The sequence below is a fragment of the Marinobacter sp. CA1 genome, from assembly GCF_020546665.1.
GTDB classification, from domain to species: domain Bacteria; phylum Pseudomonadota; class Gammaproteobacteria; order Pseudomonadales; family Oleiphilaceae; genus Marinobacter; species Marinobacter xestospongiae.
Window position 1 is genome coordinate 2,922,790 of sequence record NZ_CP071785.1, and the last position, 20,152, is coordinate 2,942,941.

The window sequence follows — 20,152 nt, forward strand, 5'->3', positions numbered from 1 at the left end:
ACCCCAAGACAACTGTGTTCGTGCTATCGATCTGTTGGCGAACCAGCAGAGGACATAACGAGACAGTTTCCTTGAAGCGATAGAACAACCACTTCAACGACAACACCGGATAACGCTTGAAATCGCTATCACTTTGAGCGCATTGATCCTGGAGATAAATTGGATCAATACATCTCGATATTGCTTTCTCATCCGAATTGTTAAAGAGCAATTCTGACCCAGTGATCAGAAAGAAGGATTTCATCAAAGTGAAACACTTGTTTCTGCACACTGACACAAGTCAGTAGGTTATGGTGGAGCTAGGCAGGATCGAACTGCCGACCTCCTGCGTGCAAGGCAGGCGCTCTCCCAGCTGAGCTATAGCCCCATCTAATGTCACCCAAGTTCGCTAGTGCACGACGCATCAGGCTATAGAATTTTACTGATCTAGGCGTTTCAAGGTGTAGCGTGCGACAAGCACGTGAGCCTTGGAACAACGACGAGCAGTGAAATTCTGGTGGGTCTGGGTGGACTTGAACCACCGACCTCACCCTTATCAGGGGTGCGCTCTAACCACCTGAGCTACAGACCCGGTTTCGCTTGTCTTCGGCTCACCTGGACGGCGTTGCAGCTTTCGCTCAATTGGTCACGTACGTAAGTACGCTCCCGCTTTCGCTCAATCTGCGCCTTGCCAGCTGATCCGAATCCGGCGCCAAACCCTGAGACTGTCTCAAGTGATTGACTAAAACCGACATCGGGTCTGAAAGACCCAATTGCTCTCTTCGCAAGTTAACCAAGTAATTCGTGTGGACTCTGACCGAGGCTTCGGTTTCGTTTAAGGAGGTGATCCAGCCGCAGGTTCCCCTACGGCTACCTTGTTACGACTTCACCCCAGTCATGAACCACACCGTGGTGATCGTCCTCCCGAAGGTTAGACTAACCACTTCTGGTGCAATCCACTCCCATGGTGTGACGGGCGGTGTGTACAAGGCCCGGGAACGTATTCACCGCGACATTCTGATTCGCGATTACTAGCGATTCCGACTTCACGGAGTCGAGTTGCAGACTCCGATCCGGACTACGATGCGTTTTGTGAGATTAGCTCCCCCTCGCGGGTTTGCAGCCCTCTGTACGCACCATTGTAGCACGTGTGTAGCCCTGGCCGTAAGGGCCATGATGACCTGACGTCATCCCCACCTTCCTCCGGTTTGTCACCGGCAGTCTCCCTAGAGTTCTCAGCCGAACTGCTAGCAACTAGGGATAGGGGTTGCGCTCGTTACGGGACTTAACCCAACATCTCACGACACGAGCTGACGACGGCCATGCAGCACCTGTCACTGCGTTCCCGAAGGCACCAATCTATCTCTAGAAAGTTCGCAGGATGTCAAGGCCAGGTAAGGTTCTTCGCGTTGCGTCGAATTAAACCACATGCTCCACCGCTTGTGCGGGCCCCCGTCAATTCATTTGAGTTTTAACCTTGCGGCCGTACTCCCCAGGCGGTCTACTTAGTGCGTTAGCTGCGCCACTAAGACTTCAAGAGTCCCAACGGCTAGTAGACATCGTTTACGGCGTGGACTACCAGGGTATCTAATCCTGTTTGCTCCCCACGCTTTCGCACCTCAGTGTCAGTGTTGGTCCAGGTAGCCGCCTTCGCCACTGGTGTTCCTTCCTATATCTACGCATTTCACCGCTACACAGGAAATTCCACTACCCTCTACCACACTCTAGCTTGCCAGTTCGAAATGCCGTTCCCAGGTTAAGCCCGGGGCTTTCACATCTCGCTTAACAAACCACCTACGCGCGCTTTACGCCCAGTAATTCCGATTAACGCTTGCACCCTCCGTATTACCGCGGCTGCTGGCACGGAGTTAGCCGGTGCTTCTTCTGCGAGTGATGTCTTTCCTAGCGGGTATTAACCGCTAGGCGTTCCTCCTCACTGAAAGTGCTTTACAACCCGAAAGCCTTCTTCACACACGCGGCATGGCTGGATCAGGGTTGCCCCCATTGTCCAATATTCCCCACTGCTGCCTCCCGTAGGAGTTCGGGCCGTGTCTCAGTCCCGATGTGGCTGATCATCCTCTCAGACCAGCTACGGATCGTCGCCTTGGTAGGCTCTTACCCCACCAACTAGCTAATCCGACTTAGGCTCATCTAATAGCGCAAGGTCCGAAGATCCCCTGCTTTCTCCCGTAGGACGTATGCGGTATTAATCCGGGTTTCCCCGGGCTATCCCCCACTACTAGGCAGATTCCTAAGCATTACTCACCCGTCCGCCGCTCGTCAGCGGGTAGCAAGCTACCCCTGTTACCGCTCGACTTGCATGTGTTAAGCCTGCCGCCAGCGTTCAATCTGAGCCATGATCAAACTCTTCAGTTTAAATCAAGCAGATGCCGAAGCATCTAATTTTTGCTCAAGACAAAACTCAAATTCATCACTCTCAAAGAGAGTTCTGACAGGTCACTGTCTCGATATTTCGTATCCGAAATACCTCAGCCAGCGCCCACACGAATTACTTAGTTAACTTTTTAAAGAGCGTTGGGCCGTTGCCCGATCAAGGCCGCGTATTCTACAGCGAACCGCGAGCTTGTCAACCGTTTATTTTCAGTGGCTTTCGAAGCTTTTCGAAACCGCCGAAACCTCCCGGCTACCTCATCAAGGTGGCGCGCATTTTACAGCGTTGAACCACCTTGTCAACCGCTTATTTGAAGATCTCTCAAAGCCGAAAACTTCAACAAAACCAAACAGTTGCCTTTCGATTCTGAGCCCGCCTGACCGGCCTGCCCCTCGAAAGAGATGCGCATTCTACAGACTTCTCGGACGCCGTCAACAAGGTTTTTGAAGAAATCTCAAAAACCTTGTTGAGTGAGCATGCCTCAGCCCAACGAGACCTTAATAGCGGCGGCGCTGCGCATCGCTTTATCCTTGGCCTCCTCTACGGAATCCCCTTTCGCCAGGGCCACTCCCATCCGACGACGACCAGACAGTTCCGGTTTACCAAACAGCCGCAGTTGTACATCGCTTTCGCTCAGCGCCTGCTCAAGCCCGGAATAGGCAGGAGCCGTCGACTCCCCTTCGGGCAATACCACCGCAGACGCCGCCGGCCCAAGCTGGCGAATCGACGGAACCGGCAACCCAAGGATCGCCCGGGCATGAAGCGCAAACTCCGACAGGTCCTGGGACACCAGAGTGACCAGGCCAGTATCGTGTGGTCGCGGCGACACTTCAGAAAAGTAGACATTATCGCCCTGCACAAACAGTTCAACCCCGTATATCCCATAGCCACCGAGGTTCTCTGTTACCGCTGCGGCGATCTCCCGGGAACGAGCCAGCGCCTTGTCGCTCATGGGTTGAGGCTGCCAGGACTCCCGGTAGTCGCCATCTTCCTGACGATGGCCGATGGGGTCGCAGAAGCTGACGCCACCACGATGGCGCAACGTCAACAGCGTGATCTCATAGTCAAAAGGCACAAACCCTTCCACGATGACCCGTCCTTTACCCGCACGCCCACCGGTTTGAGCATAATCCCAGGCGACCTTGAGCTCACCTTGGTTCTTTACCGTACTTTGTCCCTTACCGGACGAACTCATCACCGGCTTAACCACCAGAGGCAGACCAATGGCTTCCGCCGCTGCCATGAAGCTCTCTTCGGAATCCGCAAACTGGTAGGGCGACGTCGGCAGTCCCAGCTCTTCCGCTGCCAGCCGGCGAATGCCTTCACGGTTCATGGTCAGGTTCACCGCCCGGGCGGTGGGCACAACGTTGTAGCCCTCTTCCTCCAGGCGCACCAGTTCGGGTGTTGCGATAGCCTCAATCTCCGGCACGATCAGATTGGGCCGCTCCTGCTCGATGACCTTCCGAAGCTGCTGCGCATCGAGCATATCGATCACATGGCTATGATGGGCCACCTGCATGGCTGGCGCATTGGCGTAGCGATCCACCGCGATCACTTCCACCCCCAATCGCTGCAACTCGATGACCACTTCCTTGCCGAGCTCTCCGGAACCGCACATCAGTACCCGATAGGCGTTGCCTTTCAGTGGCGTTCCCAGGCTGACCGTTGAATCCATGCTCACGATGCTTACTCCCCTATTGATAGATGATCTGTTGCCGGACTGACGCGATCAGAGCGAGACCGCCCGCTCCCGCTGGGCGACCTTGACCAGGACTTCCCGCTTTTCGTCATTGCTCATCTGGGTCCAGCGCAGGATTTCATCGCCAGTGCGATGACAACCAATACAGACGTCCTGCTCATCCAGCGCGCAGATACTGACGCAGGGTGAAGCCACCCGGTCCTGTCGATTCACTTCAGTCTCCTATTACCTTCAAGCTGGAACGATAACGCTCACCATTCTGAACATAGTGGGCAGCGCTCAGTTCCAGCATTTTCTTCTGGTTATCGTTAAGCTCTTTTTTGATTCGCCCCGGTGAACCAATCACCATCGATCCATCCGGCACGACCATACCTTCGGGAATCAGGGCGTTGGCACCGATCAGGCAGTGCTTGCCAATCCGGGCCCCATTCAACACCACCGCATTGATGCCAATCAGCGAATAATCGCCAATTTCGCAGCCATGGAGCATGGCCTTATGGCCAACCGTGACACCACGACCCAGCGTCACCTTGATGCCGGCATCGGTATGGATAACGGTCCCGTCCTGCACATTGCTTTCAGGTCCGATGGTAATCAGATCGTTGTCACCGCGGATCACAACGTTGAACCAGACGCTGCTGCGCTCCTCCAACACTACGCTACCAATAACGGTGGCGTTCTCCGCCACAAACTGCCCTTCGCCGCGAAACTCAGGACGGCGATCCGCCAGTTCGTACAACATACAGTCTCTCCTCATCGTTATTTTTATGACGCGGGAACCCCCGTGGCCGCCCGAGCTGGCCAAACCATGCCGATTGGCAGCCGCCGGTCAGGGGCGCCTTGGCTCCAACAGGTCGATGCCGGCATCGTACACAGCATTCAGGAAGTCGACCAGAATGATCGCTGACAACCCCCAGATCTGATAGCGATCCCAGCGGTAGCAAGGCACATGAAGGGTGTGATTCAAAAAGGTAATGACGTCGGTCCGCTCACGCTCATCAGCAAGGAAGAACTCGATGGGCACCTGGAAGATGCTTTCAATCTCCGCCGGGTTGGCCATCAGCTCCGAGTGTTTGGGAATCACGCCGACAAACGGCGTCACCAGAATGCCATGACGGGACATCACCTGACTCAAGGGCGCCACAACCTGCACCAGATCCGGAGCCAGCCCGATCTCCTCATGAGTCTCCCGCAACGCGGTCGCTGTCAGGGAGGCGTCATCGCTGTCCCGTTTACCACCGGGGAAAGCCACCTGACCGCGGTGGGTCTTGAGGTTGGCAGAACGCAGCGTAAACACCAGCTCGGGATTGCCGGGGTTATCCGTTACCGGGACCAGAACTCCAGCTTCAGGGTAGTCCAGCGCCAGCTGTCGGGGGGCATAGCCAGCCAGGCGTTCGGTTAGAAGGTCTCGCAATTCACAACTCCCTAATGCAGAAAAGGAACAGATGAGACAGCGGCGGATGAGGGGGATACACTGTTCCGGCATCCACCGGAACAGTATACGAGGAACTCAATGAAATACTGCAGCAGTTGCGGCCATACCGTCGAGCACCGAATTCCGGAGGGCGACAACCGTCCCCGCTACGTATGCCCCAGCTGCGAGACCATACACTACCAGAATCCCCGTATCGTCGCCGGTACCGTGCCCATCTGGAATGGCCAGATATTGCTGTGCCGACGGGCTATCGAGCCCAGGTACGGTTACTGGACCCTGCCTGCCGGTTTCATGGAGAACTCGGAGACCACCCTGGAGGCGGCGGCGCGGGAAACCTGGGAAGAGGCCCTGGCTGACGTCAATATTGACGACCTCTACACCATCATCCACGTTCCCCACATCGACCAGGTCCATATGTTCTACCGGGCCACGCTGAAGAATGGCGAATATGGGGTGGGAGAGGAATCCCTGGAAAGCCGGCTATTCGGGCTGGACGAGATCCCCTGGGATGACATCTCGTTCCCCACGGTCAAACGGACTCTGGAGCTGTTTATTGCCGATACCGACAATGAACACTTTCCCGTCCACGTCAGCGATATCCGCTTCCGTCTGGGCAAAAAGTAATCATCGCAGACCGACGATCAGGGTAACTCTTCCAGACGATACACTTCGTAGGCCGGTTCCTCGTAAGGGTGCGCGGCCTTCAGGGCCTCAACCGCGCGCGCGATCAGCCCATCCTCACAAACCAGCTCAACCTTGTACTCGCTGACGACTTCCAGCTCGCCGCGCTCGCCCAGAAACGGCTGACTACCATCCAGCGGCCGAAACTGGCCCTGCCCCAGAGTTTGCCAGGCGCAACAATCGTAATCGCCAATACGACCCGCCCCCACCTCAAACAATGCTCGCTTGGTTTGTTCCAGGTGAGATTCCGGCACAAAGAAACACAGCTTGAACACACACGCCTCCGTTGGCTGCCTGGACGGTTCGCATCCGTCGTCTATATTTTGTACAAACCAATCAACCAGAGAGTTACCCACAGATTCTGTGGATAAGTCTGTGGGAAAATTTGGGGTAGAGCCTCTAATCCCCCAGAATTACTGGCATCAAGACAAATTGGCGACAAATTCACCTAATACAATAAACCCATTATTTTCAATAGGTTACTTGATCGCCCCCGGCGATGACCAGAAACGGGCGCAATCAGGCGACAGACGCCCTAACGGCGGGATGGAATGTGCATAAAAATCGCGAGTCAAGTAAAAAATCAACGTTTATGACCAATTTTTCTATTGATTTTTGACGCAGGACTGCATCAAACCGCGACACATTTCCTCTCCCTGGTAATGAAAACAAAAAAACCGGTCATGGAAGGTGCCTTGCCCGCACCGCCCATGACCGGTTTTAGTTCAACCGCCGGAATCCGTCAAACCGGATCAGCCAAGCCAGCGCCGGGCATTGCGGAACATCCGCAGCCAGGGACCGTCTTCACGCCACTCGTCTGGACGCCACGAGAACTGAGGTGCCCGGAATACCCGCTCTGGGTGGGGCATCATGATGGTGACCCGACCGTCCTGGCTGGTCACACCGGAAATACCTGCCGGCGAACCATTGGGGTTGTACGGATAACGCTCGGTCACCTGGCCTCGGTTATCAACGTAACGCAACGCCACCAGTTGGTCGCCGGCCAGCTGTTCAGCCGACCCCGAGGCAAACTCGGCACGCCCCTCACCATGAGCCACAGCAATCGGCATGCGGGAGCCGACCATGCCATCCAGGAACGCCGAGTTGGACTCTGCCACCTCAACCATCGCCAGGCGCGCCTCGAACTGCTCAGACTGGTTACGCACGAAGCGCGGCCAGCCGTCGCTGCCGGGGATCAGCTCGTGGAGGTTGGACAACATCTGGCAGCCATTGCACACACCAAGGGTCAGGGTGTCATTGCGATCAAAGAACGCAGCGAACTGGTCACGTACCCGATCGTTGAACAGGATCGACTTGGCCCAGCCCTCGCCCGCGCCCAATACATCACCATAGGAGAAGCCGCCGCAGGCAACCAGAGTCTTGAAGCCGTCCAGACTGACCCGACCGGACAGCAGATCGCTCATGTGAACGTCGACTGACTCGAAACCGGCCCGATCAAAGGCCGCGGCCATTTCAACCTGCCCGTTGACACCCTGCTCTCGTAACACGCCCACCCTTGGACGCTGTCCGGTGTTGATGTATGGCGCTGCCACGTCTTCGTTGACATCAAAAGTCAGCTCAGCGTGGAGACCCGGGTCTTCGGCATCCAGCAGATTATCAAACTCTTCCTGGGCGCAATCGGCGTTGTCTCGCAGCGACTGGATGCGATAGCTGGTCTCTGCCCACAAACGCTGGAGCTCAGCACGGGGTTCGTCAATCACCGGATCGTCGCCGAAGGTAAAGCGCACCCGGTCATCCACATTCAGCGTGCCGATCACCGAGGTATGCTCCCCCAGACCCGCTCCAGAGAACTGCTGCAGCACAAATTCGGTGTCTTCCCGACGAACCTGAATCACCGCGCCCAGTTCCTCGTTGAACAGCTCACGGGCAAACTGGGACGATTCTTCCGCCAGACCATCCAGCTTGGCATCAATGCCAACGTGGCCGGCGAACGCCATCTCCGTCAGGGTGACGAACAGCCCGCCATCCGAACGGTCGTGGTAGGCCAAAAGCTTGCCATCACTGTTGAGACCCTGGATCACGGCAAAGAAGGCTTTCAGGTCTTCAGGATCGTCCAGGTCCGGCGCAACCGCACCCACCTGGCCGTAGACCTGCGCCAACGCGGAACCACCCAGACGGTTCTGGCCGGCCGCCAGGTCCACCAGGATCAAATCGGTTTCACCAGCGTCAGAGCGCAGCTGCGGAGTCAAAGTACGACGCACATCAGTCACCGGCGCAAAGCCACTGACGATCAGTGACAGCGGCGAGGTCACGCTCTTCTGCTCACCGTTGTCCTCGTCCCAGACGGTCTTCATGGACATGGAATCCTTGCCGACCGGGATGGCAATTCCCAGCGCGGGACACAGTTCCATACCAACCGCTTTTACGGTTTCGTAGAGGTTTTCGTCTTCACCCGGGTGACCGGCCGCCGCCATCCAGTTGGCTGACAGGCGAATATCGGCAATCCGCCCAATAGGCGCTGCCGCCAGGTTGGTGATGGTTTCACCCACCGCCATGCGACCGGACGCAGGCGAATCAATCGTCGCCACCGGTGTGCGCTCACCCATCGCCATGGCTTCCCCGGTGGTGACATCAAAAGATGTCGCCGTAACCGCCACGTCACTCACCGGCACCTGCCAGGGACCAACCATCTGGTCACGGGCGACCAAACCGGTGATGGTGCGATCACCGATGGTGATCAGGAAGCTCTTGCTGCCCACCGAAGGCAGCCGCAACACGCGCCGGATGGCGTCGCCCAGATCAATCTCGGAACTGTCAAAGATCGGCTTGGTAAACGAAGAACGAGCGACACTGCGGTGCATTTTCGGCGGCTTGCCGAACAGCACGTCCATGGGCAGGTCGACCGCCTTGTCGTTGAAGTAGGAGTCGGCCAGTTCCAGATGATGGGTCTCGGTTGCCTCACCAATCACCGCGTACGGGCAACGCTCGCGTCGACAGATGGCGTCGAAACGCTCCAGCTGGTCTGGAGCCACCGCCAGCACGTAGCGCTCCTGGGACTCGTTGCACCAGATTTCCAGTGGTGACATGCCAGGCTCGTCGTTGGGAATATCCCGCAGCTCGAACTTGCCACCACGGCCACCGTCCTTCACCAGCTCAGGCATGGCGTTGGACAGACCGCCGGCGCCGACGTCGTGGATAAAGCTGATCGGGTTGGTCTTGCCCATCTGCCAGCAGCGGTCAATCACTTCCTGGCAGCGACGCTCCATTTCCGGGTTGTCCCGCTGGACCGATGCGAAGTCCAGGTTCTCATGGCTGGAACCGGAATCCATGGAGGACGCGGCGCCGCCGCCCAGGCCGATCAGCATCGACGGTCCACCCAGCACAATCAGCTTGGCGCCAACCGGGATGGTGCCCTTCTCAACATGGTCGGCACGGATGTTACCCATGCCACCGGCAATCATGATCGGCTTGTGGTAGCCACGCACTTCCTCGCCTTCCGGTCCGGCCACCTTCTCTTCAAAGGTACGGAAATAACCAGCCAGAGCTGGACGACCAAACTCGTTGTTGAACGCAGCGCCCCCAATCGGCCCCTCGATCATGATATCCAGGGCCGAAGCGATGCGGTCCGGCTTGCCGTAACCGCCTTCCCAGGGCTGGGGATCGTTTGGCAGATTCAGGTTGGACACGGTAAAGCCAGTCAGACCCGCCTTGGGTTTGGCGCCACGTCCGGTTGCGCCCTCATCACGGATCTCACCACCGGAACCGGTGGCAGAACCGGCAAACGGCGAGATAGCGGTGGGATGGTTGTGGGTTTCCACCTTCATGAGGATGTGAACATCTTCCTCATGGTAGCGATAAACACCGGAATCGGCTTGCGGGTAGAAGCGCCCCGCGCGACTGCCCTCGATCACCGCGGCATTGTCCTTGTAGGCCGACAACACGCCTTCGCCGTTCATTTCATGGGTATTGCGTATCATCGCAAACAGCGACTTTTCCTGAGCCTCGCCATCAATATCCCAGGACGCATTGAATATCTTGTGACGACAGTGCTCCGAATTGGCCTGGGCAAACATCATCAGCTCGACGTCGGTCGGATCACGCTGCAGGCCCGTGAAGGCCTCAACCAGGTAATCCACCTCATCGTCCGCGAGTGCCAGTCCCAGCTCACGGTTCGCCTGCTCGAGCGCCTTGCGACCGCCAGCCAGAATACTCACCCGATTGAGGGTCCGCGGCTCCTCACGATGGAACAGCAACTCGGCGCCGCCCATTTCATGGAACACCTTCTGAGTCATACGGTCATGCAGCAGGGTAGCGATCTGCTCACGCTGCTCCAGTCCCAGCTTGGCAGACGCCTGAATATAGAACGCTGTGCCCCGCTCAATACGACGAATCTGCTTGAGGTTGCAGTTACGGGCGATATCGGTTGCCTTGCTGGACCAGGGTGATACCGTACCCGGCCGCGGAACAACCAGGAACAGAATACCCTCCGGCTCTTCCACCGCCACGCTCGGGCCGTAGGTCAGCAGTCGGGTCAGAACCTGCTCTTCCTCGGGCGCCAGCGGCGCATCGAGGTCTGTGAAGTGCATGAATTCCGCATAGACATGAGCCACCTCAGGAACAGCAGCCTGGAGCTGGGCAAGGAGTTTCTGAGAACGGAAAGGCGAGAGCGCCGGAGCGCCGCGAAGTTCCAGCATGGTTTAAACCTGTATCGCGCGAGTCTGGGAATCAGGCGTGTCCCGCCAATTGAGCCGGAACACCTGTCGATCTGAACGGCGGCCATAATACTGGAAAGCGCTGCGTGGATACAGAGACCAACGGCGGGGAATCCGACCAATGCAGGATTTGTAAATCGCCGCCCAGCCCCCACACTGGTGTTATCAACTGGCCACGCGGACCAAACACGTCAATGCAGCCACTTCAGTACCGTGGATACCACGTACAATACGCCAAGTTTTGCACAGTTTTTAATCAGCGCAATTGACCCGACGTGACAGCTGGGCGAGTATTCAGTCAGGCAAGGATCGCCTACCCGCGTGCTGTCCGGGGCGACCAACCAGGCATCCGTGAGGAAACCAGGGGTTGGACATCACGATCGTTTCGGCCTGAGTGAGGCACCATCACCTCGGTACCGTCGTACGGGAGACTATGGATTTGGCAACAATTCAACACCTGCTGAGCGGGCAGTACTGGCAGGCGCGCCTGTTCTGGCTGACGCTGTTCAGCTCGCTGCTGATTGGTGGCTGCTCACGCCCCACGACCCTGGCTGAAATCCGGTCCGAGGGTGTGTTGCACGTCATTACCCGCAATGCGCCCTCCATCTATTACGAAGACCGGGATGGCCCCGCAGGCTTCGAGTACGAGCTGGCCAAGCGCTTTGCCGATCACTTGGGTGTGGAACTCCGGGTTCGGGTCGCCGACGACAACACCGAGATCCTGTCGGTGCTTGATCGCAACTACGCCCACATTGGCCTCGCCGGCTTTGCCGACAACCCGGTATACAGCGACCGATTCCGAGCCGTGCCCATTGGCCTGAGCGCGGAATCAGTAGTGATCTACAATCGCGATACCCCGCGCCCGGAATCCGTGGCTGATCTGGCCGGCACGCCGCTGCATCTCATTGCCGACAGTAATCACTTGCCTCACCTCGAAGCACTGAAAGCCGAGGTACCTGGGTTGGAATGGCAACAGCACCCTGAGCTGGATGCCGCCGGTATCCTGGAACGGGTGGAATCGGGAGAGTTGCCGGTGGCCGTGATCGCCTCCAACGAATTGGCGATCAACCATGTGTTCTTTCCTGCCGTGAAAAAAGCGTTCAGTCTCAATGAGCCCGAGAACCTGGCCTGGCTGCTGCCAGCGGAGCAGGACCCATCCCTGGTCGAGGCGGTTGAAGGCTTTCTTGGTGAACTGGCCAGCGATGGCACCCTGGCCCAACTGAAAGAGCGCTACTACGGCCATCTGGATCGTCTCAATTACGTCGGCGCCCGCACCTTTGTTCACCACGTGCGCAACCGGCTGCCCCGTTATGAAGACCTGTTCCGGGAGTTCGCCGGTCGTCACGATCTGGACTGGCGACTGCTGGCGGCCATCGGCTATCAGGAATCCCACTGGCGCCCCAATGCGGTCTCGCCAACGGGCGTTCGAGGCCTGATGATGCTGACCCGCAACACCGCCAGCTACGTTGGCATCGACAATCGCCTGGACCCAAAACAGAGTGTGGAGGGTGGCGCCCGCTACTTCACCATGGTTTACAACCGCATTCCCGATCGCATCCCCGAGCCGGACCGGACCTGGTTTGCGCTGGCATCCTACAACGTTGGCTTTGGCCACCTTGAAGATGCCCGCCGCCTCACCGAGGGCGCCGGCAAAGATCCTGATCGCTGGATGGACGTGAAGGAGTTCCTGCCATTGCTGGCCCAGAAAGAGTGGTACAGCAAGACCCGGTTTGGTTACGCCCGAGGCTACGAGCCGGTGATCTATGTGCAGAACATTCGCCGCTATTACGACGTGCTGGCGTGGATGCGGGACCCGGCCCAGAACACGGAACACCTGGCCAGCCAGGAGGTGCCCTCGCTGTCGGAAGACATGGTGATCGGCGAGGGCCAGACACTGGATGACAGCCATCCCAGCCTGCCCAAATCCCTTGGGGTGACCCCTCCCACGCTGTAGTCGGCACTGGTTGCCAGTACTGTTCGCCGGTATCGGCAGTCAGTGTGGGTAGTCAGCCAGGCCCAACTCATCGTCTTCAGGCCCGGTGATCTCCAGCGCCTGTTCCACCTGCTCGCCGCTGAAGCCCCGCTGGGAAAGGAACCGGGCCTGGCGCCCCTTCTCTTTCCAGTCGTCCCGAAGGTCCGTCAGCCCAAACCGTCGCCGCCGGACAGCAATTGCCTGTTGCCGCCAGCGGTGCTCGGACACATCGTTTATACACGCCGGAGTGAAACGGATGCCTCGCTGTTGCAGTTCGCTGCGAATCCGTAATGGTCCATAGCCCAGTTCAAAGCGCTGACGAGCGTACACATCGGCGAATCGCTCGTCGCTGAGCCAGCCTTCAGCCTCGAATTCATCCAGAACCGGATCAATCACACGGCTGTCCACCCGCCGTTGTCGCAGCTTGGTGGCCAGCTCGAACCGACTGTGTTCACGCCGCGCCAGCAGGCGCAGGGCGATGGATTTTGCCAGCTGTTCCGGATCCTCCGGTTTACCCCGATTTGCCAATTGACTCTTCCCGCCCGCACGAACAAAGCGCTAGACTAGCGCGCGATCACTCCCCCAACCGGACTCCGGCGCAGCCGGCAGGACCGATGAGTGGTGCCGGCCACAATGGCCGGACACCGATGTCTGGGGAGCCTCTGAACCATCCCGGATCGTCCTGGACGATCAGCGCGGTTCACCAATAAGCCGCGACTTTGCAGCAATGGCCGAGGCCTTTCAAGCAGTTGCGACACAAGCGTGAACGAGGCTGGTTATCCGCGGGCAATGTGGTGTGGCGCAAGGGCTCCCGGGTTTCAACATTAAGGATACCGCTATGGCCGCATTCATCCAGAAGCTGTTCAAGAGTCGCAAACAACCGACTGCCCCGGCCCCCAAGGCCGCCGTACCAGAGGCCGAACCGCAACCGGATCGACAGGATGAACTCAGGGCCGAGCAACAACGCCAGTTATCGGCCTCTCCGTCAATTGAGCAATTGGAAACACTGGCCAGTCAGGGGGTGACAGCGGACATCCGTCGTCAGGCTGCCCAGGCCATCGACTCTCCGGACGCCCTGCAACGCCTGCAAAAACTGGCCAAAGGGAAAGACAAAGCCGTCTTCCAGATTGCACGCCAGAAATTGCAGGACCTGCGCCAGAGCGAAGAGGCGGAAGCCAGGCTTCAGACCCGCATTCAGGCACTGATCCAGAGTGCCCGGGATCAGGCCCGCAGTGATGATACCAAGCTGTTCCAGGCCCGGCTCGAAGCACTGCATCAACAATGGCAGGAGGTTAACCAGCAGGCCAGCCCCCAGAACAATACCGACTTCCTCAGCGCCTTCCAGGCATGCCGCGAACGTGCTGACGCCCTGAAGGCGGAAGCGGCAGAGCAGGCACGCCATATCGACCAGGCCCGCGAGCGGGCGGATACCCTGGGCCTGCTGGAGGACACCCTTTCAGGCCTCCGCCAGCCCGGCGAATCCTCTCCCTCCGTTGCGTCACTGGATGCGCTGCAGAAAACCCAGGAGAACCGCTGGCTGGAAGCGACCCGGGAGACCAGCGTCGACAAGACCGAACAGAAGCGCTACGAATCCGCAATGCAGGCTCTCAAAGCCTACCTGGCAGCAGCCCGACGGTTGAGCCAGAAAACCGCCGACATAGAGGCCCTGACCTCCCGCGAGGATGGCGATGAGCAGAGTGATGCCATCAAGGCGCTGCTCAACGAGATTGACTGGCCGACTGGCTTCCCTCGCCCGGAACCTATTGAGACCTTGGTGGCTCAGCTTCGGGCCCGCCAGCCAGCCCCGGCCCCGGTGCAGCCCGCCGATGACCAGAAAGCCCTGGTAAAGGAGCTGAAGGCCACTCTGGATACCCTGGAGCAGGCCCTGGAAGCGGACTGCCTGAAGGACTCCCGCCAACTGTTCAAGAAAGCCCAGCAACAACACAAAACGCTGTCTCAGCACAATGGCAGGACACTCAACGCCCGCCTGCAGCTACTTGGCGGTCGCCTGCGGGAACTCAATGACTGGCAGGGATTTGCAACCCAGCCCAAGCAGGAAGCACTCTGCGAGCAAATGGAATACCTGGCGGAACAGCCCATTGAGCCTGAAGCCAAGGCTGAGCGTATCCGCGAACTGCAACACGAATGGCGCAACCTCGGCGGTTCGTCAGATCGCAACCTGTGGACCCGGTTCAAGCAGGCTTCTGATCGTGCCTATGAGCCGTGCAAGGCCTATTTCGCGGCCAAGTCCGGCCTGAAACAGAACAACCTGCAGAAACGGGAAGCCATTTGCGACGAGCTGCAGGTATTCGTCGACAACGCCGACTGGCAGAGCGTCGACTGGAAAGCCGTCGACCAGATCCTGCGGACCGCCCGCAACGAATGGAAAGCCGCCTGGCCGGTGGAGTTTCGCGACAACCGGTCGGTGCAAAAACGTTTCGATGACCTGATCCAGCGTATTGAAGCGCCACTGAACGAAGAACGTGGCCGTAACGAAGCCCTGAAGCAGGACATCGTTGACCGCGCCCAGGCACTGATCAGTCACGAGCCCCTGCGGGATGCCATGGATCAGGCCAAGGCCCTGCAAACCGAGTGGAGTGACATTGGCGTTACCCGTCACCGCGAGGACCGCAAGCTCTGGCGCGCCTTCCGCCAGGCCTGTGACGACATTTTTGCCCGTCGCGAAGCTCAGCGCAATCAACAGGAACAACAGTCCCGGGAAGCGGAAGACCAGTTGGAAACCCTGCTGACAGAGACCGCTGCCCTCGATGGCCTGGCGCCCGAATCTGCGCTGGTGGACGCCCGCAACCGTCTGCAAACCCTGCAGCAGTCGCCACTGTCGAAGGCCATGGCTGAACGCGCCCGTTCGGAACGGGATCGGCTCACGGTGCTGCTGGAGTCCGCCAAATTCAGGGCTCGTGTGGAGCAATGGATGGATCTGGTCAGCGGCGACGGCGAACCGGAGCAGCAGAAGAAAGACTGGCAGAAACGCAGTACGGAGCTGCAAGCACTGTCGGCCCAGGACATCGTGATCCGCGCCGAAATCCTCACCGAGACGCCGTCACCGGACAGCGATCAGGCCCAGCGCATGGAGATCCAGGTACAGCGCCTGTCCGAAGGACTCGGCGGTGGTTCCAACTCCGGCAGCACCAGCGACCAGCTGGAATCTCTGGTCGCCGCCTGGTGCCTGACCCAGGCCTCGGAACAGCGAACGCCTGAGCTGCAACAGCGCCTGTTGCAGGCACTGAAGAACCTCTAACGCCCCTACTCGTCCGTGCCCGGCTCCCGCTGGTTGGTACGAACGAACGCGTAGGCCCGGTCAACCTCGGACCGGGCCCGCTCCTTCATTTCCTCCAGCTCCTGGTCGGACAGGTAAAATCTCATGTCAATGGTGTGACGGTAGTAACGCGGCGGCAGCTGGTTAAGCGCAACACACATGACATCGGCCAGAAACGCCGGATCATCCTCCGGCTGTCGCGCCGCCTCAAGCGCATCGGCGACCAGGCGCTCGTTAAAGTTATCTATCGCATCAAGTAACGACATCGGCTTGCTCCTCCCGACCACACCACTGGTTAACCTTCTCAGCTGGCCAACCTACCGGAATCGCGCATCTCGCACCGGAATGTCAACGCAGCCTCCCTAACCATAGCCTCCAGACCCCACCGCAACCAGTGCGGACTGCCCGACCTGAGCGCTTTCGCCAATTGGATTGGCAGAGCCTGTCATTACACAGCCAAGGAACGAACCGCTATGGTTAGCGACCAAGACTAACAACACCAGAGGAAACAACATGAGCACCGAGGCCTACATCTTCGATGCAGTGCGCACGCCCCGAGGCCGTGGCAAGAAAGACGGCGCCCTCCACAGCGTCAAGCCCATCACCCTGATGACCACCGTCCTCAACGCGTTGCAGCAGAGAAACAGCCTGGACACCGCTCAGGTTGATGACATCGTCCTGGGCTGTGTCACCGCTGTGGGTGACCAGGGTGCCGATATCGCCAAGACCGCCGCACTGGCCGCCGACTGGGACGAGGCGGTTGCCGGCGTCACCCTCAACCGTTTCTGCGCCTCTGGACTGGAAGCCGTAAACCTGGCGGCGATGAAGGTCCGCTCCGGCTGGGAAGACCTGGTGGTTGCAGGCGGCGTGGAAGCCATGTCCCGGGTGCCGATGGGCTCCGACGGCGGAGCCTGGGCAATGGACCCGGCCACCAATCTGCACACCGGCTTCATGCCCCAGGGCATTGGCGCCGACCTGATCGCCACCATCGAAGGCTTCAGTCGCGAGGATGTCGACCAGTTTGCCGTGCGCTCCCAGCAGAAAGCCGCAAACGCCTGGGAAAAGGGTTATTTCAGCCGCTCCATCGTGCCGGTAACGGACCAGAATGGCGTCACTATCCTGGATCGCGACGAACACGTCCGTGGCAACACCACGACGGAGTCCCTCGGCCAGCTCAAACCGTCGTTCCAGATGATGGGAGAGATGGGCTTCGATGGTGTCGCGCGGGAAAAATACCACTACGTTGAGCATATCAACCACGTCCACCACGCCGGTAATTCCTCCGGCATTGTCGATGGCGCGACAGCCATGCTGATTGGCAGCGAGGCCAAGGGCAAGGAGCTTGGTCTCAAACCCCGCGCCCGGATCGTCGCCACCGCGGTCACCAGTACCGACCCCACCATCATGCTCACCGGTCCGGCCCCCGCCGCCCGCAAGGCGCTGGCAAAAGCCGGCATGACCGCTGACCAGATTGACCTGTTCGAGGTCAACGAAGCCTTCGCATCGGTGGTCATGCGGTTCCAGCGGGAACTGTCCGTGCCCGATGACAAAGTCAACGTCAACGGCGGCTCCATTGCCATGGGCCATCCCCTGGGCGCCACCGGCGCCATCATTCTCGGCACCCTGCTCGATGAGCTCGAGCGACGCGATCAGCGTTTCGGCCTGGCCACCCTGTGCGTGGGCGGCGGCATGGGTATTGCCACCATCATCGAACGCTGCTGAGCCGACGACCGAACCTGACAGGAGAACCGATTATGAGCGCTATTCGCTACGACTTGGGTGCTGACCAGATCCTCACCCTGACCATCGACATGCCGGGCCAGTCTGCCAATACCATGAACGCGGAGTTCCGCACCGCCCTGACCGAGACCGTAGAGCGTGTCCGCGCTGATCTCGAAGGCATTCGCGGCATTATCATCGCCTCCGCCAAGAAGACCTTCTTCGCCGGCGGCGACCTCAACGAACTGCACCAGGTAACCCGCGACCAGGCCCGGGAATTCGAGGCCATGGTGGACGGACTGAAGGGCTCCATGCGGGCACTGGAAACCTGCGGCAAACCAGTGGTCGCCGCCATCAACGGTACTGCCCTGGGCGGCGGACTGGAAATCGCCCTGGCCTGTCACCACCGGGTCGTGCTGGACGATGACCGCATCCAGCTGGGTCTGCCAGAAGTTACCCTGGGCCTGCTCCCGGGCGGTGGCGGCACCCAGCGTCTGCCGCGAATGATCGGTCTGGAAGCGGCTTTCCCGTACCTGATGGAAGGCAAGAAAGTGGCTCCCAAAGCGGCCCTTAAAGCGGGCATCGTCGATGACCTGGCCACCTCCGCCGATGAGCTGATCAGCAAGGCGCGGGCCTTTATCGATGCCAATCCCAGCTGCCAGCAGCCCTGGGACAAGAAAGGCTTCAAGCTGCCCGGCGGCGCCCCCCATCATCCGGCCATGGCCCAGAAACTGGCCATCGCACCGGCCATGCTGAAACAGAAAACCAAAGGCTGTTACCCGGCACCGGAACGTATCCTGTCGGCCGCGGTAGAAGGTTGCCAGGTTGACTTCGACAATGGCAGCCGAATTGAAACCCGCTACTTCGCCGAACTGGTGATCGGCCAGGTTGCCAAGAACATGACCGGCACCTTCTGGTTCCAGCTCAACGCCATCAAGGCCGGAGGCAGCCGCCCCCAGGGCATCGACCTGGCTCGCTTCAGCAAGGTGGGCATTCTGGGTGCCGGTATGATGGGTGCAGGAATTGCTTACTCCACCGCCACCCGCGGCATCGACGTGGTGCTGAAGGACATCTCCGCGGAGAACGCCGAGAAAGGCAAAAGCTACTCTGAACAGTTGCTGGCCAAGAAAGTCAGCCGCAAGCGGATGACCGAAGACCAGAAAGCGGAGGTACTGGCGCGAATCACTGCGACAGCCGCAGCCGACGATCTGGCCGGCTGTGACCTGATCATCGAAGCCGTGTTCGAGGACAGCGACCTGAAAGCCAAGGTTACCCAGGAAGCTGAGCCTCGACTCACCGACAACGGCATCTTTGCTTCCAACACCTCCACCATCCCCATCACCCAGTTGGCAGAGGCCTCCGGCAAGCCGGAGAACTTCATTGGCCTGCACTTTTTCTCACCGGTGGACAAGATGCAACTGGTTGAGATCATCGTGGGCGAAAAGACCTCCGACGACACCCTCGCCCGGGCCTTCGACTATGTGCTGCAGATCGGCAAGATCCCGATCGTGGTGAACGACAGCCGTGGTTTCTTCACCTCGCGGGTGTTCGGCACCTTCGTCAACGAGGGCATCGCCATGCTGGCGGAAGGCGTTCACCCGTCCAGCATCGAGAATGCCGGTGTGCTGGCAGGCATGCCGGTCGGGCCCCTGGCGATTTCCGACGAGGTCAGCCTGACGCTGATGCAGCACATTCGTGCCCAAAGCCGCAAAGACACCGAGGCCGCCGGAGGCACCTGGGTTCCCCACCCCGCGGAAGCCGTGATCGACCAGATGGTCGAGAACCAGGGCCGCAAGGGCAAGGCCGCCGGTGCCGGCTTCTACGAGTACCCGGAGAAAGGCAAGAAGTTCCTCTGGCCGGAACTGGAAAATCTGTTCGTCGACCAGGAAAAGGCTCCTCAGGTCCAGCTCCAGGACCTGAAAGACCGCATCCTCTTCATCCAGGCCATTGAAACCGTTCGCTGCCTGGAGGAGGACGTGCTGCGCTCGATCGAGGACGCCAACATCGGCAGCATCTTCGGCATTGGCTACGCCCCCTGGACCGGCGGTGCCATTCAGTTTATTAACCAGTACGGCCTGCGTGATTTCGTCAACCGGGCCCGCGAACTGGCCGACCAGTACGGCGACCGCTTCAGCCCTCCGGCGCTGCTGGTGGAGAAAGCCGAGTCCAACACCCCCTTCAAGTAATCTGATCCCTGCCAGCTTCCCGACCGGGGAGCTGGCCCCTTCCCTCCCCAATTTGCAACCCCTTGTTTTCACGAGATCTCTCTGTATGCTCGGGGGCGGCGACAACCGTCACCATTGATGTACAGATTGTCACCTGACA

General features: G+C 59.1%; 13 protein-coding genes, 2 tRNA genes and 1 rRNA gene. 5 read left to right on the forward strand and 11 right to left on the reverse strand.

The features are described from left to right. Positions 1-291: 291 nt before the first annotated feature. From J2887_RS13340 to J2887_RS13370, 7 genes are all read right to left on the reverse strand, one after another. Positions 292-367 (reverse strand) — tRNA-Ala (locus J2887_RS13340). Positions 368-494: 127 nt separating this feature from the next. Then, positions 495-571: transfer RNA gene (locus tag J2887_RS13345), tRNA-Ile, on the reverse strand. Positions 572-815: 244 nt separating this feature from the next. Next, a 16S ribosomal RNA gene (locus J2887_RS13350) occupies positions 816-2,355 on the reverse strand. 497 nt (positions 2,356-2,852) lie between these two features. After that, positions 2,853-4,046 carry a formate-dependent phosphoribosylglycinamide formyltransferase gene (purT, locus tag J2887_RS13355; protein WP_227176126.1) on the reverse strand — a complete coding sequence of 398 codons (1,194 nt, stop codon included), beginning with the start codon at positions 4,044-4,046 and terminating at the stop codon, positions 2,853-2,855. Between the two features lie 54 nt (positions 4,047-4,100). Next, positions 4,101-4,283, reverse strand: coding sequence for a DUF1289 domain-containing protein (locus tag J2887_RS13360; protein ID WP_227171606.1), 183 nt, complete (start codon positions 4,281-4,283; stop codon positions 4,101-4,103). Between the two features lies 1 nt (position 4,284). Further along, positions 4,285-4,812 (reverse strand): gamma carbonic anhydrase family protein, encoded by a 528-nt coding sequence (locus tag J2887_RS13365; RefSeq protein WP_227171607.1) that lies wholly within the window; start codon positions 4,810-4,812, stop codon positions 4,285-4,287. A gap of 87 nt (positions 4,813-4,899) precedes the next feature. Beyond that, positions 4,900-5,484, reverse strand: a complete 585-nt coding sequence (locus J2887_RS13370; protein ID WP_227171608.1) for an NUDIX hydrolase — start codon at positions 5,482-5,484, stop codon at positions 4,900-4,902. A 99-nt stretch (positions 5,485-5,583) separates the two neighbouring features. Here J2887_RS13370 and J2887_RS13375 point away from each other — a divergent pair, with 99 nt between their 5' ends. Next, positions 5,584-6,129 (forward strand): NUDIX hydrolase, encoded by a 546-nt coding sequence (locus J2887_RS13375; protein WP_227171609.1) that lies wholly within the window; start codon positions 5,584-5,586, stop codon positions 6,127-6,129. Positions 6,130-6,146: 17 nt separating this feature from the next. Here J2887_RS13375 and J2887_RS13380 read toward each other — a convergent pair whose 3' ends face one another. After that, on the reverse strand, positions 6,147-6,461 hold the full coding sequence (locus J2887_RS13380) for a YqfO family protein (protein WP_227171610.1): 315 nt from the start codon (positions 6,459-6,461) through the stop codon (positions 6,147-6,149). A gap of 477 nt (positions 6,462-6,938) precedes the next feature. Beyond that, positions 6,939-10,841, reverse strand: a complete 3,903-nt coding sequence (gene purL / locus J2887_RS13385) for a phosphoribosylformylglycinamidine synthase (RefSeq protein WP_227171611.1) — start codon at positions 10,839-10,841, stop codon at positions 6,939-6,941. A 514-nt stretch (positions 10,842-11,355) separates the two neighbouring features. Here purL and mltF point away from each other — a divergent pair. Continuing rightward, a complete protein-coding gene (mltF, locus tag J2887_RS13390) occupies positions 11,356-12,813 on the forward strand; it encodes a membrane-bound lytic murein transglycosylase MltF (RefSeq protein ID WP_416381918.1) in 1,458 nt (485 codons plus the stop codon). A 39-nt stretch (positions 12,814-12,852) separates the two neighbouring features. Here the strand turns inward: mltF and J2887_RS13395 are convergent, their stop codons facing one another. Continuing rightward, positions 12,853-13,359, reverse strand: coding sequence for a regulatory protein RecX (locus J2887_RS13395; protein WP_227171612.1), 507 nt, complete (start codon positions 13,357-13,359; stop codon positions 12,853-12,855). 310 nt (positions 13,360-13,669) lie between these two features. Between J2887_RS13395 and J2887_RS13400 the strand changes: the two genes are divergently transcribed. Beyond that, positions 13,670-16,090 carry a DUF349 domain-containing protein gene (locus J2887_RS13400; RefSeq protein WP_227171613.1) on the forward strand — a complete coding sequence of 807 codons (2,421 nt, stop codon included), beginning with the start codon at positions 13,670-13,672 and terminating at the stop codon, positions 16,088-16,090. Positions 16,091-16,095: 5 nt separating this feature from the next. On the opposite strand, the gene J2887_RS13405 is transcribed toward J2887_RS13400, so the two are convergent. After that, the gene (locus tag J2887_RS13405; protein ID WP_227171614.1) at positions 16,096-16,374 is read right to left on the reverse strand and encodes a late competence development ComFB family protein; all 279 of its coding nucleotides are present in this window, start codon (positions 16,372-16,374) and stop codon (positions 16,096-16,098) included. 247 nt (positions 16,375-16,621) lie between these two features. On the opposite strand from J2887_RS13405, the gene J2887_RS13410 reads away from it, so the two are divergent. Both J2887_RS13410 and J2887_RS13415 read left to right on the forward strand, forming a co-directional pair. Further along, complete coding sequence (locus J2887_RS13410; RefSeq protein ID WP_227171615.1) at positions 16,622-17,830, forward strand: acetyl-CoA C-acetyltransferase; 1,209 nt, start codon at positions 16,622-16,624, stop codon at positions 17,828-17,830. Between the two features lie 32 nt (positions 17,831-17,862). After that, positions 17,863-20,013, forward strand: coding sequence for a 3-hydroxyacyl-CoA dehydrogenase NAD-binding domain-containing protein (locus tag J2887_RS13415; protein ID WP_227171616.1), 2,151 nt, complete (start codon positions 17,863-17,865; stop codon positions 20,011-20,013). The last annotated feature ends 139 nt before the right edge of the window (positions 20,014-20,152 follow it).

What these genes read in the sequence shown, in the direction of transcription:
- purT (WP_227176126.1), bottom strand. Translation starts at nt 4,046, where the DNA reads ATGGATTCAACGGTCAGCCTGGGAACGCCACTGAAAGGCAACGCCTAT.
- J2887_RS13365 (WP_227171607.1), bottom strand. Translation starts at nt 4,812, where the DNA reads ATGTTGTACGAACTGGCGGATCGCCGTCCTGAGTTTCGCGGCGAAGGG.
- J2887_RS13375 (WP_227171609.1), top strand. Translation starts at nt 5,584, where the DNA reads ATGAAATACTGCAGCAGTTGCGGCCATACCGTCGAGCACCGAATTCCG.
- purL (WP_227171611.1), bottom strand. Translation starts at nt 10,841, where the DNA reads ATGCTGGAACTTCGCGGCGCTCCGGCGCTCTCGCCTTTCCGTTCTCAG.
- J2887_RS13400 (WP_227171613.1), top strand. Translation starts at nt 13,670, where the DNA reads ATGGCCGCATTCATCCAGAAGCTGTTCAAGAGTCGCAAACAACCGACT.
- J2887_RS13405 (WP_227171614.1), bottom strand. Translation starts at nt 16,374, where the DNA reads ATGTCGTTACTTGATGCGATAGATAACTTTAACGAGCGCCTGGTCGCC.
- J2887_RS13410 (WP_227171615.1), top strand. Translation starts at nt 16,622, where the DNA reads ATGAGCACCGAGGCCTACATCTTCGATGCAGTGCGCACGCCCCGAGGC.
- J2887_RS13415 (WP_227171616.1), top strand. Translation starts at nt 17,863, where the DNA reads ATGAGCGCTATTCGCTACGACTTGGGTGCTGACCAGATCCTCACCCTG.